Here is a 17,760-nt window from a genome sequence, read left to right on the forward strand (position 1 = left end):
AGGCGATATGCAGAACGTGAGGTGCAGGTACTTTCTTGTAATAAGAAAATCATACGCGCACGATAAGAGAAAAACTTACCAATAAAACACCTGCATTTCTTGTGGGTTAAGAATTCTTTTCTATTTACTATTGGTTTAATGTTGTTATTTTCTCTATTTGACGCACATCACAACAAAAAAGGGCGCACATTGGTGCGCCCTTTTCTCAGCTTCTGTCTTCTGCGTTATCCCATAGCCTGCTCACTCTGCGCCTGTCGGGCCTATCCACAAACGACTTTAATCGCCAGACCGCCGCGCGACGTCTCGCGATATTTGTCGTTCATGTCTTTACCCGTTTCGTACATGGTTTCGATCACTTTATCGAGCGAAACCCGCGGCTCAGAGGTACGGCGTAGCGCCATTCGCGCCGCATTTACCGCTTTAACGGCGTTAATCGCATTACGTTCAATACAAGGGATTTGTACCTGACCCGCCACCGGGTCACAGGTGAGGCCAAGGTTATGCTCCATCGCAATTTCCGCCGCAATACAGACCTGCGCCGGGCTGCCGCCCAGCAGTTCTGTCAGCCCCGCCGCCGCCATCGAACACGCGACGCCAACCTCGCCCTGACACCCCACTTCCGCGCCGGATATCGAGGCGTTCATCTTGTACAGCATGCCAATCGCCCCCGCCGACAGCAGATAGCGGGCGATAGAGTTGGCATTGACCGGACGGCGGAATTTGTCGTAATAGGCCAGCACCGCAGGAATAATGCCGCACGCGCCGTTGGTCGGCGCGGTGACCACTCGCCCGCCCGCCGCGTTCTCTTCGCTCACGGCCAGGGCGAACATGTTAATCCAGTCGATGACGTTCATCGGATCGCGGGAGAGATTATCGCTGGAGACCAGCAGACGCCGTAACGCTACCGCGCGGCGTGGAACGTTCAGCGGCCCCGGCAGCACGCCCTCAGTATTCATGCCACGTTCAATTCCGGTCGCCATCACCTGCCAGATGCGGGCAAAGCCAGCGTCAATCTGCTCTTTGCTCCGCAACGCCAGTTCATTTTGCATCATCAGACCGGAAACCGAGAGCCCCTGTCTTTCACACAGCGTCAGCAGTTCGCTGGCGGAATGAAAATCATACGGCACCGATTTTTCTACGTCGTGCGACTGGCCAAAGCGTTCCTCTTCGACAATAAAGCCGCCGCCAATAGAGTAATACGTTTTGTGTAAAAGCGGCGTTTGCCCGTGCCAGGCGGTAATTCGCATACCGTTTTCATGGCGCGCCAGGGTTTCAGCGTGAAAGAGAATACTGTCGGCGACGGGAAAATCCACCACATGCGCGCCACCCGCCACCGATAAACGGCTGCTGCGGGCAACCTCCTGGATAAACGCCGGAATGCTATCAATATTGACATCCTGCGGCGTATTGCCTGCCAGGCCCATAATGATGGCAGTATCGGTCGCGTGGCCTTTGCCCGTCAGCGATAGCGATCCGTAAAGATCAACCGTGATGCGCGTCGTTCGCGGCAGGTCGCCGCTGTCGATCAGCCGATCGATAAAACATTTTCCTGCATTCATTGGCCCTACGGTATGGGAGCTTGAAGGTCCAATGCCAATCTTAAAAATATCAAATGCGCTAATCATATCTCCCCCTAAGATTACCGTTCAGTGAAGATCCGTCGCGGGGCGATCCACACGATCGCCCCGTTCACGTTACATCGCCTGAGTAAAGGTGCGCGAAATAACGTCCTGTTGCTGCTCACGAGTCAGCGCATTGAAGCGCACGGCATAGCCGGAAACGCGGATCGTCAGGTTCGGGTAGTTTTCCGGATGTTCAATCGCATCCAGCAACATTTCACGGTTCATGACATTGACGTTCAGATGCTGCCCGCCTTCTACTTGTGCTTCATGATGGAAATAGCCGTCCAGCAGGCCGACCAGATTGGTTTTCCGCACCGCATCTTCTTTCCCGAGCGCCGCAGGCACAATCGAGAAGGTGTACGAAATACCGTCTTTGGCGTAGGTAAACGGCAGTTTCGCCACCGACGTCAGCGAGGCTACCGCCCCTTTGCGGTCACGACCATGCATCGGGTTCGCCCCCGGCGCGAACGGCGTTCCGGCGCGGCGTCCATCCGGCGTATTGCCGGTCTTCTGCCCGTACACGACGTTCGAGGTGATGGTCAAAATGGACTGCGTCGGCACCGCATTGCGATACGTCGGCAACACGCTAATTTTTTGCATAAAGCGTTTCACCAGGTCGCAGGCGATGCTGTCCACGCGCTCATCGTTGTTGCCGTACTGCGGATACTCGCCTTCAATAGCGAAGTCGATGGCAAGGCCGTTTTCGTCGCGGATCGGCTTCACCTGAGCGTACCTGATAGCGGACAGGGAATCCGCCGCCACCGACAGTCCGGCGATGCCGCACGCCATCGTCCGATACACATCACGGTCGTGCAGCGCCATCAGCGAAGCTTCATAGCTGTACTTATCGTGCATGTAGTGAATGATGTTCAGCGCGCTAATGTACTGCACCGCCAGCCAGTCCATAAAATGGTCGAGGCTCTCCATTACCGCGTCGTAATCCAGCACCTCATCCGTTAACGGCGCGGTTTTCGGCCCAACCTGGATTTTCAGTTTCTCATCAACGCCGCCATTGATAGCGTACAGCAACGTTTTGGCAAGGTTGGCGCGCGCGCCGAAGAACTGCATCTGCTTGCCGATGACCATCGGGCTGACGCAACAAGCGATGGCATAATCGTCGCTGTTAAAGTCGGTACGCATTAAATCGTCGTTTTCATACTGCAAAGATGAGGTCACGATGGAGACCTGCGCAGCATATTTTTTGAATGCCACCGGCAACGCTTCTGACCACAGTATGGTCAGGTTCGGCTCCGGCGCTGGCCCCATCGTGTGCAGGGTATGCAGATAACGGAAGGAGTTCTTCGTCACCAGCGTGCGGCCATCAAGCCCCATCCCGCCAATAACTTCGGTGGCCCAGATCGGATCGCCGGAAAAGAGCGAGTCAAATTCCGGCGTGCGCAGGAAGCGCACCATGCGGATCTTCATGATGAAATGGTCGATCAGTTCCTGCGCCTGCTGCTCTGTCAGAAGGCCCGCGTTGAAATCGCGCTCAATGTAGATATCAAGGAACGAGGCGGTTCTTCCCAGCGACATTGCACCGCCATTTTGCGATTTTACCGCCGCCAGATAAGCGAAGTAGAGCCACTGTACCGCTTCCTGCGCGTTTCGCGCCGGGCGGGAGATATCGTAGCCGTATTTCGCCGCCATCTCCTGCATTTGCAGCAGCGCGCGACGGTGCTCCGCCAACTCCTCACGCAGGCGAATCGTCGCCTCAAGGTTCTGTCCCCGCTCCAGATTCGACTGCAGGTCGGCGAATTGCAGCTCGCGTTCGCGTACCAGATAACGGATGCCATACAGCGCGACGCGGCGATAATCGCCAATAATGCGCCCGCGACCATAACCATCCGGCAAACCGGTTAATACGCCGGATTTACGGCAGCGCAGCATATCCGGCGAGTAAACATCGAATACGCCCTGATTATGGGTTTTCCGCAGATCGGTAAAGGTATATTCAAAATCGGCGTCCATTTCGCGGCCATAGGCGTGGAATGAACTTTTGATCATGTTAACGCCGCCAAACGGATGCAAAGCGCGTTTAAGCGGCTTATCTGTTTGTAAACCGACGATTTTTTCCAGATCTTTTTCAATATACCCCGCATCGTGCGCGGTAATCGTCGTCGCGATGTTGGTATCGAAATCCACCGGCGCATGGGTCGCGTTCTCGATACGTATTCCCGCCATCACCTTTTCCCACAACGCCGTGGTCGCTGGCGTCGCGTCGGCGAGAAAAGATTCATCCCCCTCATAGGGCGTATAGTTATGCTGAATAAAATCACGGACATTAATTTCTTCTTTCCAGTCCGTACCTTTAAAATCACGCCATGCTTCGGCATACAGCATATCGCTGGTATCGATATTTACCTTCATGAAAAATAATCTCTCTACAGAACAGCCGTTAAGTTATGCAAATTCCACTGGTGCTTTCACGTTGCCTAAATGAATGGCATCAAGGGCAATCATTTTCTCTTCATTCGTGGGAATAACAGCGCAAATAACCTGAGAAGGGTTAGCGGAAATAATGCGCTCGCCGTGAGAATTCGGCTGCTTATTCATTTCAACGTCTAACGTAAGCCCCAGCACGCCCAAATGTTCAATTACCAACTGGCGAATTAATACTGAATTTTCACCAATACCGCCGGTAAAAAGAATGCCATCCAGCCGATGTAACGATGCCGCGTGTCCGGCAATATGACGGGCGATACGGTGGACAAATGTTTTTATCGCTAACCGGGCGCGCTCATGTCCTTCGTGCCAGGCTTTTTCCAGGACTCTAAGGTCGGATGACAACCCGGAGATGCCGAGCAAACCGGACTCTTTATTCACCACTCGCTCCAGATCGCTCAACGTCTGCCCGGTTTCTTTGGCTATCCACGCCATCGCGCCGAAATCAACGTCGCCGCTGCGAGTGCCCATCATCAGCCCCTCAAGCGGCGTCATCCCCATTGAGGTATCCACGCTCTGACCATTGCGTACCGCGCAGATAGACGCCCCATTGCCCAGATGCGCGACAATCAGACCCGAGTTTTTTTCATCGAGGTCAAGCAGTTCATACGCGCGCCGCGAAACATAGCGATGCGACGTACCGTGAAAGCCGTAGCGACGCACACCCAGGCTGGAAAAATACTCCCACGGCAATCCGTACAAATAGGCTTCCGGCGCCAGCGTCTGGTGGAAACTGGTATCAAATACCGCCACCTGACGCACGGCCGGGAAAAGGCGCCGCGCCGCGTCAATGCCGCTTAAATTAGCGTAATTATGCAGCGGCGCCAAAGGCGATACCCGACGAATATTATCGATAATCTCATCGGTAATAATGACGGACTGTGTAAATAGCTCTCCACCGTGCGCAATACGGTGACCAATTAATGCCACGCTATCCGTTAAATCACGTTTTTCCAGCTCAAAGGCAATGGCTTTTAACGCGTCCTCATAATTAGAGTGCGCGAGGTGTATCGGCTTATCGCCATTAATAGATAAAAAGGCGTTTTCAGTATTCATCCCATCTGCTATTCCCGCCATTAAAACATCACAGGTAGCGACATCCAGTACAGAGAATTTGATAGAAGATGAGCCGCAATTAATGACCAGAACGACCGGAAATTCATTCATGTAGTGCCTCCGTCGATGTCAGCCTGCGTCCGCGCCCTGGGGCGGAACGCAGGCTAAACGTGAGGATTAGAACAATTTGTAGACAATATTCAGGATGGTCAGCAGACCAATCAGGGTGACGAACACGTTATCCAGACGACCACGGTACTTCGCCAGCGACGGCGCTTTACGAATGGCGTACATCGGCAGCAGGCATAACAGCGAGGCGATAATCGGCGCGCCCATCGCTTCAATCAGGTCCAGAATGTTCGGGTTTGCGTAAGCTACGACCCAGGTAGACCCCATAATGAAGATCATGCTGATGGTGTTAAGCTTGCCCATAGAGACTTTGGTTTTATCGCCTTTATAACCGAATTTCAGCACCAGGCCGTTCAACCCTTCCAGCGTCCCCAGGTAGTGACCGAAGAAAGATTTGAAAATAGCAACCAGCGCGATGATAGACGCGCCATACTCCAGCACCGTTGCAAAAGTAGATTTTGTCCCCGACAAAGAGGCGAAATGGTTGGCCAGGTAGGAAAGTACCGGAATGTTCTGCGCTTTCGCATCCGCCATGTTCTGCGGAGAGAGCGTAAACAGGCAGCTAAAGGCGAAGAACATCACCACGGCGACCATCAGCATACTGGCGCGCGAGATGATCTGTGAACATTTCCGCTCGGTAAATTCGCGACCAAACTCTTTCTCATACTCTTCACGCTTAGACACCACGAAGGAAGAGACGATGGGCGAAAAGTTAAAGGAGAACACCATGATAGAGATGCCCAGCCACACCGTAACCAGTATGCCATCATGCCCGGTCAGCGCGATATTACTGAGATCAACCTGATCGATAACCGCCGAGTTCCAGTAAGGAATCAGCGATAATGAGATTAGCACCAGACTGGCGATAAACGGCCATACCAGGTAACTCATCACCTTAACCATCAGATCCTTACCAAACCAGATCACAAAGGCCATCAGCAGCAGCAAGAACAGCGCCACGAAACCGCGATTCAACGCTGGCATCTGCAACTGGTTTTCCCAAAACGTCATGAACGTGTTAGTGATGGTGACGCCATAAATCCACAGCAGCGGACAAATCGCAAAGAAGTAAAGGAACGTGATAACTACCCCGCCCGTTTTACCAAAGTGCTCTTCGACCGTTTCCGTAATATTGCCGGACGGATTAGACCCGGATAAACACAGACGCGCCAGCGCCCGGTGACAATAGAACGCAATGGGGTAAGCTAAAACCAGCATCAGCAGAATGGGGATAAGCCCGCCAAACCCGGCGCGGATAGGGAAAAACAGCACCCCGGCGCCAATGGCGGTACCAAATAAACCCAGCGTCCACGTCGTGTCCGATTTACGCCATGACGACTGTTTTGCCTGGCTGGATACAATGCTATCAGTAGTACTCATATCCTATCCTCACGAAAAGATTAAGCGTCAACTAAACCCGTAATTTGTGATACACGAGAAAGATCGATATTGCCGCCAGAAATAATACTGACCGTTTTTCTGTTCTGAATATGGCTATCTAATTTCCCGCTTAATAGTGCGGCGCAGGCCAGAGCGCCAGCGCCTTCAGTAATAACCTTATTGCGCTGAATTAAAGCGATCATGCTGTTACGAATTTCATCTTCGCTAACCAGAACAATGTCATCGACTAATTCACGAACAATTTCATAGGTTAAATTACCCGGGCGGGAGACATCACAACCATCCGCCAGGGTGCCGGTCGTTCGGTGCGTGGTTATTTCGCCAGCGTAATAAGACGCCGCCATACCGTGAACATTTTCGGCCTGTACGCCGATAACTTTAATGGTCGGGTTAATCGATTTAATCGCAATGGCAATACCTGCAATTAAACCGCCGCCGCCAATAGGCACGATGACATTATCGACATCGTACAGATCTTCCATAATTTCCAGACCAATAGTGCCCTGTCCGGCAATGACTTTTGGATCGTCGTAAGGCGGAATAAAAATGCGGCCTTCGGTTTCGACAATTTCACTCACCTTAGCAATGGTGTCATTGAAGTTGTCACCGTGGAGCACCACTTCCGCCGAATAATCACAGGTGGCCGCCACTTTTGACTTTGGCGCGCCCTTCGGCATCACGACTTTGCCGTCAATACCCAGCATTGCGCAAGAAAGAGAAACGCCCTGTGCATGATTACCTGCGGAACAGGCCACGACGCCTTTACGTTTTTCCGCCTCCGTTAACGAGCTAAGTTTGTTAAAAGCGCCACGAATTTTAAATGAACCCGTACGCTGCATATTTTCAAACTTGAGAAATATTTCGCCTTTGCAACGTTCACTAAAATAGTTAGAGCGAGGCATTCCCGTTTTATATATCTTCCCCGCTAGTCTTTTTTTCGCTTCGAGGATATCTTCAATTGCAACCGGGAGATCGTATGTAATGTGCATTATAACCTCTTAACCTGGGTATTAAAAATAAGTTACCGTTGCCCACTGTTCAAAAGAAACAGGTGACGTCAATTTCGCTAAATATGTTTATTCCATATCATTCAATTTCTATTAACTGCCTGCGTCTGCATCCATTATATGATGAATATTGTTTAGCCAATTCTACTAATACTGAAGCGGCTTTTTTGATACGATAATTTTTAGACCATACCGCCGCATAACGTGCGACGGGTAACGTGTCTTTTATGGGTATCGTGATAAATTGATTAGAGCCAAAAGGCGTGGTCATATCGCAGGGAATAACAGTTAAGAAATCAGCATTGAGAACAAGATTATATATTGTGACAACGGAATCTGTTTTAACAATGTTTTCGATGCTGATGCCATTTCGTTGTAGAGTGGTGAGTAATTCGCTGTAGTAGCCCATATTCGTTTGCGGCAACACCCACTGTTCGTCTTTTAACGATTCCAGTGTGATGGTGCCGGTGCATGTTCGGGACTTGCTGGCTACCAGGACAAACTCTGATTCAAACAGCGGCTCGACATGCAGATCCTGTAGCTGCATTTCATTACTGAGCGTACCGATAGCAAAGTCCAGCCGCCCGTCGCGCAGGGCCGGCAGGAATGAAGAGAGCTGGGCTTCGTACATGGATACCTGCGCTTTTGGAAAGACCTCTTTGAACTTATGAATCATATCGGACATGAAGGTAAAGCCAATCAGCGAAGGAAAGCCAAACGAGACGTCGACAACGGTATTGCACGTCATACTGTTCATCTCGTTGATCATGTTTTTCATTTCGCGGGTGATAGATTCAGACCAGGAAAGCAGTACCTGTCCCGCTTCGGTCAACGTAACGCCGGTATTTTTACGTACAATTAGCTCAACGCCAAAATAGGCCTCAACATCGCTAATGATTTTACTGACGGCGGGCTGGGTTAACCCTAACGATTTTGCGGCAGAACCGATAGAACCACTTCTAATGACTTCCTGAAAGACCACCAAATGCTGTGTTTTAGGGAGAACAAGAGTATTCATATCTACCGCTCTGAAATAACATTGTGAACGGCAGGAAGTGTAGCAAATTAAATCTTAAAGGTTATGTGCGACCACTCACAAATTAACTTACCGCAATTTTTACATGGTCTTTATTAAATAAAGAAAGCCTATTAATTCAATGAGCTACAAAAATAAAACAGCAACTTAGTCTGATTTCAATCAAAAAATAGGGTCGGGATAACGATATATTATGGCGATAACCAGTCTATTTTACCTCCTATTTTCGACATCCTGTGAAGACGATATTTCAATCAATTACGGGACATTTTATCGACAATTCCAGCGTTAAATTTAAAGCGTAATTTCTCAAATTTAAGTATAAACCGAAGGTAAATGCGCTTAAAAACCGTTACGCGTCACATTTTTTTACCTTATTTGTTTGTAAAGAAACATTTAATAAAATTTTAACCAAAATATTTCATACATTTAATTTTCATTTACAACAAATAATTTACACCGCTTTTTTGCTGTTTTTCAGGATGTAATTTTGCGAAAGAAATCGATTACTTTTCACTTCAACTAAAAAGAGCGCAGTCTATAGCGTTTTGTGTTTCTCATCACAAAAACGAATAATATTATGTCACCACGGCTGTCAATTAATTGCCGGATGGTGACGCTGGCGTCTTCTGCAACCTCTATACCCTTCACCGGCCTGATAAGCAAAAACCCGCCGAAGCGGGTTTTATGAAGAGGTGAAACTGACCGATAAGCCGCTTTCTTTCGGGTATAGCGTCGTGGACAGTCATTCATCCTGCCGCCCTGTAAAAGCAAAAACCCGCCGAAGCGGGTTTTATGAAGAAGTGAAACTGACCGATAAGCCGCTTTCTTTTGGGTATAGCGTCGTGGACAGTCATTCATCCTGCCGCCCTGTAAAAGCAAAAACCCGCCGAAGCGGGTTTTATGAAGAAGTGAAACTGACCGATAAGCCGCTTTCTTTTGGGTATAGCGTCGTGGACAGTCATTCATCCTGCCGCCCTGTAAAAGCAAAAACCCGCCGAAGCGGGTTTTATGAAGAAGTGAAACTGACCGATAAGCCGCTTTCTTTTGGGTATAGCGTCGTGGACAGTCATTCATCCTGCCGCCCTGTAAAAGCAAAAACCCGCCGAAGCGGGTTTTATGAAGAAGTGAAACTGACCGATAAGCCGGGTTCTGTCGTGGACAGTCATTCATCTAGGCCAGCAATCGCTCACTGGCTCAAGCAGCCTACCCGGGTTCAGTACGGGCCGTACCTTATGAACCCCTATTTGGCCTTGCTCCGGGTGGAGTTTACCGTGCCACGGACTGTTACCAGCCGCGCGGTGCGCTCTTACCGCACCCTTTCACCCTTACCTGATCCCACTTGCGTGGGCCATCGGCGGTTTGCTCTCTGTTGCACTGGTCGTGGGTTTCCCCCCCAGGCGTTACCTGGCACCCTGCCCTATGGAGCCCGGACTTTCCTCCCCTCCGCCCGTCTCCCCGAAAGGACGACGACGAAGCGGCGACTGTCTGGTCAGCTTCGGCGCGCAGTATAGAGGGTTCGCGCGACTTTGTCACCCTGCGCTGCGCATTCCTATCGCCAGAGCGGCAGCAACATTTCTGGATGCCCGATAAATATTGTCAAAAGCGCCCCGAAAAGCCTCCTCCAGCGTCACGATGCGCGTGAGTACGCTAAAGACAGCGTCGATGCCATAGTGATGCACTATCCCTACATCGTGCGTCAGGCTGCCGGCAATGCCAATCACTGGCTTATGATATTTTTTCGCCACATTCGCGACGCCAATCGGCACTTTACCGCGAATACTTTGGCTATCAATCCGCCCTTCTCCCGTCACCACCAGCGTACAGTCGTGGATATGCTCCTCCAGGTTCAGTGCCGCCGTGACAATTTCGATCCCGCTGCGTAATTCCGCACCGAGAAAAGCCATTAACGCCGCCCCCATACCGCCTGCCGCGCCTGCGCCGGGCGCCGCCTTTACGTCGACATTCAGCGATTTTTTTATGATGTCGGCATAGTGAGCAAGATTTCTGTCCAGCTCAACAATGTTCTCTTCGGTCGCGCCTTTCTGCGGCCCAAAAATTCGTGATGCGCCGTTGTCGCCGATCAGAGGATTAGAGACATCGCAAGCGACACGAATCGCGCAGAGTTTTAAACGGGGATCGAGCTCTGAAATATCAATGTCGCTTAGACAATGAAGGCTTCCGCCACCGTAACCGATATCCGCGCCGTTTGCATCGCGCAGTTTTGCGCCTAACGCCTGCATCATCCCCGCACCGCCGTCATTTGTCGCGCTGCCGCCAATGCCGATAATGATATTGCTTGCGCCGCTTTCCAGCGCCTGCAATATCAGCTCCCCCGTTCCCCGCGAGGTAGTAATCAAAGGGTTGCGTTTTTCTGGTGGAACCAGCGCCAGTCCGCTGGCCGCCGCCATTTCAATAAACGCGGTTTTACCATCCCCGGACATTCCCCAGCAGGCTTTCACTTTTTCACCCAACGGCCCGGTCACCCATGCGGTGCGTTCAACGCCCTGCGTCGCGGCAATCATGGCTTCAACCGTTCCTTCGCCGCCATCGGCAACCGGAACAGAGACATATTGCGCATCGGGGAAAATTTCCCGAAATCCTTTTTCTATCGCCTGCGCTACCTCGGCGGCAGAAAGGCTTTCTTTGTAGGAGTCGGGGGCAATTACGATTTTCATAGTGGTAGCCTGTTACTGCACAACGCCGGATGGCGTTTCACTTATCCAGCCTGAAATTCAGGCCCGGATCGCTACACGCCATCCGGGCACAACGTCGTTAGCGAGTGACTTCCACTTTCGCCAGTTTTTCGTAGTAGCACGCCAGCGCGCTATGGTCGTCATTACCGTGTCCATCCGCGCGTAACGCCTGCATCATTTCCATAACGGCGGCGGTCAGCGGGAGCTGCGCGCCAACGCCGTGGGAGGTATCCAGCGCATTCGCCAGATCTTTAATGTGCAGATCGATACGGAAACCTGGCTTAAAGTTTCTGTCCATGACCATCGGCGCTTTCGCATCCAGTACCGTGCTGCCAGCCAGACCGCCGCGAATCGCCTGATAGACCAAATCCGGGTTAACGCCCGCTTTAGTCGCCAGCGTCAGCGCTTCAGACATGGCGGCGATATTCAACGCCACGATCACCTGGTTAGCCAGTTTTGTGACGTTGCCTGCGCCGATATCGCCGGTATGCACCACGGAACCCGCCATCGCTTTCATCAGGTCGTAGTACTTGTCGAAAATGGCTTTATCGCCCCCCACCATCACCGACAGCGTGCCATCAATCGCCTTCGGCTCGCCGCCGCTGACCGGCGCATCCAACATCTCAACGCCCTTCGCCTTCAGCGCATCGCTGATTTCACGGCTTGCCAGCGGCGCGATAGAACTCATATCAATCAATACGGTTCCCGGCTTCGCGCCTTCGATGATACCGTTCTCGCCCAGCGCAACCTCTTTCACATGCGGAGAGTTAGGCAGCATCGTGATGATGACGTCACACTGTTCAGCGATCGCCTTCGCCGTAGAGGCCGTTTCCGCGCCTGCGGCAATGACGTCAGCAATCGCTTCAGGATTACGATCGGACACCACCAGCGAATACCCTGCTTTCAGTAAGTTTTTGCTCATGGGCTTACCCATGATGCCTAAGCCAATAAAGCCAACTTTCATCGTCATAGCGTTCTCTCTTTCCATACCAGGATTATTTTTTAAAGGTGTCGGCAAGCTTCTGCGTGCTGGCGCGGAATGCGCCTAAATCGCTGCCAACGGCGACAAAGGTCGCGCCCCATTCCAGATAACGGCGGGCATCCGCCTCTACCGGCGCCAGAATGCCGCACGGTTTACCGTGCGCTTTAGCGCGGGCGAAAATATGTTGAATCGTCTGCTGCACGTCAGGGTGAGAAGCATTGCCGAGATGACCCAGCGCGGCGGCCAGATCGCTTGGGCCGACAAAAATGCCATCAACGCCTTCCGTTGCGGCGATGGCATCAACATTGTCGACACCCAACTGGCTTTCGATTTGAACAATAATGGTGATGTTTTTGTTCGACTGCGCAAAGTAATCAGGCACCGTACCGAACATATTCGCGCGGTGAGAAACGGAGACGCCGCGAATGCCTTCCGGCGGGTAACGCGTCGAGGCGACGGCGCGAGCCGCTTCCTCTTGCGTTTCAACAAAGGGGATCAGGAAGTTATAAAACCCAATATCCAGCATCCGTTTGATAATGACCGGTTCATTGGTTGGCACACGTACTACAGGCGCGCTGGCGCTGCCTTTCAATGCCATTAACTGCGGAATTAAGGTGGTCACATCGTTCGGCGCATGTTCGCCATCCAGCACCAGCCAGTCAAATCCCGCCAGACCGAGAACTTCGGTGGTGATTGGGCTTGCCAGTGCAGACCAGCAGCCAATCTGCACCTGTTGCGCCGCCAGCGCCGCTTTAAACTTATTCGGGAAAATAGCGTTATTCATCGCTTATACCTTCGCTTATTTCTTTAATTCTCTACATGTGATGCCGCCACCATAACTTATAGCAACGACAATAAAATGCTTATCTGAAATCAGAATGGGTCTCCGCATTCTATTTCTAATGTGGTACACATCCTGTAGCACAATATACCGTTCTGATATCTTTATCGTCTTTTATTATTATCATGGTATTTTCAAATAACTCGTCAGATACACTGAATTCGCCATTCAGTATAAACAGCCTATGGCGGATAATCATTGTGCAAACGCTCATTAAAAAGGGATTGTTTAACGCTTATTTTTGAGCATACGCCCATGATACTGGGCGCTAATGCACACATTTACGCTTTACCCGGCCTGCATAAAAAATTTCATAATTTGCGGTGATCTGGATCACATTCTTATATTTATACTCCTGTCATTCTTATTTCATTATGCATGAACTTTATTTCTTATATTGAGATTTAACGATTTAACCATAACCAAAATAGATAATCCTATTTCTATCATCCAGGCTGGAGAATGTTGAACAATGGCCAATATCGAAATTCGCCAGGAATCGCCATCGGCGTTTTATATAAAAGTACATGAAACCGATAATGTCGCAATTATTGTTAATGACCACGGTCTTAAAGCAGGAACACGTTTTCCGGATGGCCTGGAACTGACTGAACATATTCCGCAAGGCCATAAAGTCGCTCTGACGGATATCCCCGCTCACGGCGAAATCATCCGTTATGGCGAAGTCATCGGTTATGCGGTACGCAACATCCCGCGCGGAAGCTGGATCGACGAGTCGCTGGTTGAACTGCCAAAAGCGCCGCCGCTGAATACGCTACCGCTGGCGACCAAAGTACCGGAACCGCTGCCGCCGCTGGAAGGCTACACGTTTGAGGGCTATCGTAACGCCGATGGCAGCGTCGGCACCAAAAATCTGCTTGGCATTACCACCAGCGTGCACTGTGTGGCGGGCGTGGTCGATTATGTGGTGAAAGTAATTGAGCGCGATCTGCTGCCCAAATACCCGAATGTCGATGGCGTTGTAGGGCTAAACCATCTGTACGGCTGCGGCGTGGCAATCAACGCGCCGGCGGCGGTCGTGCCGATTCGCACAATTCATAACATCGCACTCAACCCCAATTTTGGCGGCGAAGTGATGGTGATTGGCCTCGGTTGCGAAAAACTGCAGCCGGAACGACTGCTGGAAGGCACCGAGGATGTCCCCGCCATCGCCGTTGAAAGCGCCAGTATTGTGCGTTTACAGGACGAGCAGCATGTCGGCTTTAAATCAATGGTCGACGATATTTTGCAGGTCGCCGAACGCCATCTGACGAAACTGAACCAGCGCCAGCGCGAAACCTGCCCGGCCTCCGAGCTGGTCGTCGGGATGCAGTGTGGCGGCAGCGATGCGTTTTCCGGCGTCACGGCAAACCCGGCGGTGGGTTATGCTTCCGATCTGCTGGTACGCTGCGGCGCGACCGTCATGTTCTCGGAGGTCACCGAAGTGCGCGATGCCATTCATCTTCTGACGCCGCGCGCCATCAACGAAGCCGTGGGTAAACGCCTGCTGGATGAAATGGCCTGGTACGATAACTACCTTGATATGGGGAAAACCGATCGCAGCGCTAACCCGTCCCCTGGCAACAAAAAAGGCGGCCTGGCGAACGTCGTGGAAAAAGCGTTGGGCTCTATCGCTAAATCGGGTAAGAGCGCCATTGTCGAAGTATTGTCGCCGGGCCAGCGCCCCACCAAACGCGGCCTGATTTACGCCGCGACGCCCGCCAGCGATTTCGTCTGCGGCACGCAGCAGGTCGCTTCCGGCATTACCGTACAGGTCTTTACCACCGGACGCGGCACGCCTTACGGGCTGATGGCGGTGCCGGTCATTAAAATGGCGACGCGTACCGAGCTGGCGAACCGCTGGTATGACTTAATGGATATCAATGCAGGCACCATCGCCACGGGTGAAGAGACAATCGAAGATGTGGGCTGGAAGCTGTTTCACTTTATTCTCGATGTCGCCAGCGGCCGGAAAAAGACTTTCTCGGACCAGTGGGGATTGCATAACCAGCTGGCGATATTTAACCCGGCGCCAGTGACCTGATCCAGTCAGTACCCTTCTCCGACCAGGGTATAACCGCATAATCTGTAGACCGGGTAAGCGCCAGCGCTACCCGGTATTTTTTCGCCCTTAGTCTGTAGCCTGAAGTATGTCTGCCCGACATGCTTTTTTTACGCCTGACTTTCGATAACTTCCATTTTATTTCGAAACTTTCATTTATCAGATCAAAATCACAAAAAAACATTCCGAAAGCCTATAAATTCTTTCAAAGAAAACAAACGAAAGATTTCGGAGGAAGGATGTTTATCATTTCAGGCAGAACAATGCTAAAGAAGGCGCAGCGGGAAGGCTATGCTGTGCCGGCGTTTAACATCCACAACCTGGAGACATTGCAAGTGGTGGTGGAAACCGCCGCAGAATTGCGCTCTCCGCTGATTGTCGCCGGTACGCCAGGCACCTTTAGCTACGCAGGCGTCGGTAATATCGTGGCCATCGCCGCAGAACTGGCGAAAAGCTGGAACCATCCTCTCGCGGTACATCTCGATCATCATGAAAAACTGGCCGACATCAAAATGAAAGTCGCCGCCGGGGTACGCTCGGTCATGATCGACGGGTCGCATTTCCCCTTTGCCGACAATATTGCGCTGGTGAAAAGTGTGGTTGATTACTGTCATCGCTACGATGTCAGCGTTGAAGCTGAACTTGGGCGTCTCGGCGGGCAGGAAGACGATCTTATCGTTGACGGTAAAGATGCGCTTTATACCCATCCGGAACAGGCCCGGGAATTTGTAGAAAAAACGGGTATCGACTCGTTAGCCATTGCTATCGGCACCGCTCACGGCCTCTACACCGCTGAACCAAAACTTGATTTTGAACGACTGACGGAAATTCGTCAGCGGGTTGATGTCCCCTTAGTCCTTCACGGCGCCTCTGGCCTGCCGACCCGCGATATTACCCGCGCTATTTCGCTGGGCATCTGCAAAGTTAACGTCGCCACCGAGCTTAAAATCGCCTTTTCCGGCGCGCTTAAAAACTATTTAACGCAACACGCAGAGGCCAGCGATCCCCGCCATTACATGATCCCGGCGAAAGCGGCCATGAAAGAGGTTGTACGTAAAGTGATTGCCGACTGCGGTTGTGAAGGGAAGCTCTAAAGCCCCCGGATTTAGCACGGCAAAGGGCGTTTTCATAGCTGGATCACGAAAGCCATTATTATCCTTTGCCTTCAAACCAAAAATATTATGAAGATAAACAAAAGATATCGGAGCCAGAAGTGAAAGAAATAATTTCTCGTCACAAAGCAGGGGAACAGATAGGGATCTGTTCCGTATGTTCAGCACACCCGCTGGTGATTGAATCTGCATTACGTTTTGATCTGAATAGCGGGAACAAAGTTCTGATCGAAGCGACCTCTAACCAGGTTAATCAGTTTGGCGGTTATACCGGCATGAAACCGGCTGACTTTCGTGATTTTGTCTATGGCATCGCCCAGGAAGTGGGTTTTCCACGAGAACGGCTTATTTTAGGCGGCGATCACCTGGGACCTAACTGCTGGCAAAACGAACCTGCAGATACGGCGATGGAAAAATCCGTCGAACTCATTAAGGCTTACGTCGCTGCCGGGTTTAGCAAAATCCATCTTGATGCCTCTATGTCCTGCGCTGACGATCCGACGCCGCTGGACCCAATGGTTGTCGCTAAACGCGCCGCCCTGCTTTGCCAGGCAGCGGAAACGACGGCGACCGACGAACAAAAACGCCATTTAACCTATGTTATCGGCACTGAAGTTCCGGTTCCGGGCGGGGAAGCCAGCGCCATTAACGCCGTGCATGTTACCCGCGAACAGGATGCGGCCCGCACGCTGCAAACGCATCAGGCTGCTTTTCGCGCCCTGGGGCTGGAGGAGGCATTGAACCGGGTTATCGCGATTGTCGTACAGCCGGGCGTAGAATTCGACCATACACAGATTATCCACTATCAACCGCAGGCCGCTAAAGCGCTTTCCGACTGGATAAAAGAAACGCCGATGGTCTATGAAGCACACTCCACCGATTACCAAACTCGCCAGGCCTACCGTGCGCTGGTACGCGATCATTACGCCATTCTGAAGGTCGGCCCGGCGCTCACTTTCGCGCTGCGCGAAGCCATTTTCGCACTTGCGCAAATGGAAAACGAACTGATCTCCCCGGAACAACGTAGTCGGGTATTGGAGGTCATTGATGAAGTTATGCTAAACGAGCCAGGCTACTGGAAAAAATACTACCGTCCAACCTGGAGCCAGGCGATGGTCGACATCCACTTTAGTTTGTCTGACCGTATTCGCTATTACTGGCCGCACCCGCGTATTCGTCAAAGCGTAGAGAAGTTAATCGCCAATCTGAACAACGTCACATTGCCGCTGGGATTAATTAGCCAGTTTATGCCCGTACAGTTTGAACGCCTGTCTGAGGGCGTGCTCACCCCCACGCCGCATAACCTGATTATTGACAAAATTCAGGATGTTCTGCGCGCTTATCGCTTCGGTTGCACGCCGGATGTCGCCTGAA

At 51.6% G+C, this 17,760-nt stretch carries 13 protein-coding genes and 1 other RNA gene; 3 read left to right on the forward strand and 11 right to left on the reverse strand.

Annotated features, from left to right (window positions below):
* Window positions 1-260: 260 nt before the first annotated feature.
* From tdcG to garL, 11 genes are all read right to left on the reverse strand, one after another.
* Window positions 261-1,625, reverse strand: a complete 1,365-nt coding sequence (gene tdcG, locus NAZ64_RS06620; RefSeq protein ID WP_000622071.1) for an L-serine ammonia-lyase — start codon at window positions 1,623-1,625, stop codon at window positions 261-263.
* A gap of 69 nt (window positions 1,626-1,694) precedes the next feature.
* Window positions 1,695-3,989 (reverse strand): formate C-acetyltransferase, encoded by a 2,295-nt coding sequence (gene pflB, locus NAZ64_RS06625; protein ID WP_000867316.1) that lies wholly within the window; start codon window positions 3,987-3,989, stop codon window positions 1,695-1,697.
* A gap of 33 nt (window positions 3,990-4,022) precedes the next feature.
* Window positions 4,023-5,231: a propionate kinase gene (gene tdcD / locus NAZ64_RS06630; RefSeq protein ID WP_115285652.1), complete on the reverse strand. Its 1,209-nt coding sequence runs from the start codon at window positions 5,229-5,231 to the stop codon at window positions 4,023-4,025.
* Between the two features lie 66 nt (window positions 5,232-5,297).
* Entirely contained in the window at window positions 5,298-6,629 is a 1,332-nt protein-coding gene (gene tdcC, locus NAZ64_RS06635; RefSeq protein ID WP_000108129.1) for a threonine/serine transporter TdcC, read from the reverse strand.
* Window positions 6,630-6,649: 20 nt separating this feature from the next.
* Window positions 6,650-7,639 carry a bifunctional threonine ammonia-lyase/L-serine ammonia-lyase TdcB gene (tdcB, locus tag NAZ64_RS06640; protein WP_000548368.1) on the reverse strand — a complete coding sequence of 330 codons (990 nt, stop codon included), beginning with the start codon at window positions 7,637-7,639 and terminating at the stop codon, window positions 6,650-6,652.
* A gap of 97 nt (window positions 7,640-7,736) precedes the next feature.
* On the reverse strand, window positions 7,737-8,675 hold the full coding sequence (gene tdcA / locus NAZ64_RS06645) for a transcriptional regulator TdcA (RefSeq protein WP_001094907.1): 939 nt from the start codon (window positions 8,673-8,675) through the stop codon (window positions 7,737-7,739).
* 540 nt (window positions 8,676-9,215) lie between these two features.
* Window positions 9,216-9,770, reverse strand: coding sequence for a hypothetical protein (locus NAZ64_RS06650; protein WP_483640891.1), 555 nt, complete (start codon window positions 9,768-9,770; stop codon window positions 9,216-9,218).
* Between the two features lie 48 nt (window positions 9,771-9,818).
* An RNA gene (rnpB, locus tag NAZ64_RS06655) (RNase P RNA component class A) lies at window positions 9,819-10,193 on the reverse strand.
* A gap of 32 nt (window positions 10,194-10,225) precedes the next feature.
* Window positions 10,226-11,371, reverse strand: a complete 1,146-nt coding sequence (gene garK / locus NAZ64_RS06660) for a glycerate 2-kinase (protein WP_000706464.1) — start codon at window positions 11,369-11,371, stop codon at window positions 10,226-10,228.
* Window positions 11,372-11,468: 97 nt separating this feature from the next.
* Window positions 11,469-12,359 carry a 2-hydroxy-3-oxopropionate reductase gene (gene garR / locus NAZ64_RS06665; protein ID WP_000178106.1) on the reverse strand — a complete coding sequence of 297 codons (891 nt, stop codon included), beginning with the start codon at window positions 12,357-12,359 and terminating at the stop codon, window positions 11,469-11,471.
* 25 nt (window positions 12,360-12,384) lie between these two features.
* A complete protein-coding gene (gene garL / locus NAZ64_RS06670; protein ID WP_001057715.1) occupies window positions 12,385-13,155 on the reverse strand; it encodes a 2-dehydro-3-deoxyglucarate aldolase in 771 nt (256 codons plus the stop codon).
* A 529-nt stretch (window positions 13,156-13,684) separates the two neighbouring features.
* Here garL and garD point away from each other — a divergent pair.
* The 3 genes from garD to gatZ all read left to right on the forward strand — a co-directional run bounded on the left by garD (window position 13,685) and on the right by gatZ (window position 17,759).
* Window positions 13,685-15,256 carry a galactarate dehydratase gene (gene garD / locus NAZ64_RS06675; RefSeq protein WP_024797476.1) on the forward strand — a complete coding sequence of 524 codons (1,572 nt, stop codon included), beginning with the start codon at window positions 13,685-13,687 and terminating at the stop codon, window positions 15,254-15,256.
* A gap of 257 nt (window positions 15,257-15,513) precedes the next feature.
* Entirely contained in the window at window positions 15,514-16,368 is an 855-nt protein-coding gene (locus NAZ64_RS06680) for a tagatose bisphosphate family class II aldolase (protein WP_483640892.1), read from the forward strand.
* A 119-nt stretch (window positions 16,369-16,487) separates the two neighbouring features.
* Window positions 16,488-17,759 carry a tagatose-bisphosphate aldolase subunit GatZ gene (gene gatZ, locus NAZ64_RS06685; protein ID WP_001805535.1) on the forward strand — a complete coding sequence of 424 codons (1,272 nt, stop codon included), beginning with the start codon at window positions 16,488-16,490 and terminating at the stop codon, window positions 17,757-17,759.
* Window position 17,760: the final 1 nt, after the last annotated feature.

Source organism: Salmonella sp. A1325 (genome assembly GCF_056991255.1).

Bases quoted from the DNA above. Each gene is read 5' to 3' on its own strand.
- tdcG (WP_000622071.1), bottom strand. From the start codon at position 1,625: ATGATTAGCGCATTTGATATTTTTAAGATTGGCATTGGACCTTCAAGC.
- pflB (WP_000867316.1), bottom strand. From the start codon at position 3,989: ATGAAGGTAAATATCGATACCAGCGATATGCTGTATGCCGAAGCATGG.
- tdcD (WP_115285652.1), bottom strand. From the start codon at position 5,231: ATGAATGAATTTCCGGTCGTTCTGGTCATTAATTGCGGCTCATCTTCT.
- tdcC (WP_000108129.1), bottom strand. From the start codon at position 6,629: ATGAGTACTACTGATAGCATTGTATCCAGCCAGGCAAAACAGTCGTCA.
- tdcB (WP_000548368.1), bottom strand. From the start codon at position 7,639: ATGCACATTACATACGATCTCCCGGTTGCAATTGAAGATATCCTCGAA.
- tdcA (WP_001094907.1), bottom strand. From the start codon at position 8,675: ATGAATACTCTTGTTCTCCCTAAAACACAGCATTTGGTGGTCTTTCAG.
- NAZ64_RS06650 (WP_483640891.1), bottom strand. From the start codon at position 9,770: ATGAATGACTGTCCACGACGCTATACCCAAAAGAAAGCGGCTTATCGG.
- garK (WP_000706464.1), bottom strand. From the start codon at position 11,371: ATGAAAATCGTAATTGCCCCCGACTCCTACAAAGAAAGCCTTTCTGCC.
- garR (WP_000178106.1), bottom strand. From the start codon at position 12,359: ATGACGATGAAAGTTGGCTTTATTGGCTTAGGCATCATGGGTAAGCCC.
- garL (WP_001057715.1), bottom strand. From the start codon at position 13,155: ATGAATAACGCTATTTTCCCGAATAAGTTTAAAGCGGCGCTGGCGGCG.
- garD (WP_024797476.1), top strand. From the start codon at position 13,685: ATGGCCAATATCGAAATTCGCCAGGAATCGCCATCGGCGTTTTATATA.
- NAZ64_RS06680 (WP_483640892.1), top strand. From the start codon at position 15,514: ATGTTTATCATTTCAGGCAGAACAATGCTAAAGAAGGCGCAGCGGGAA.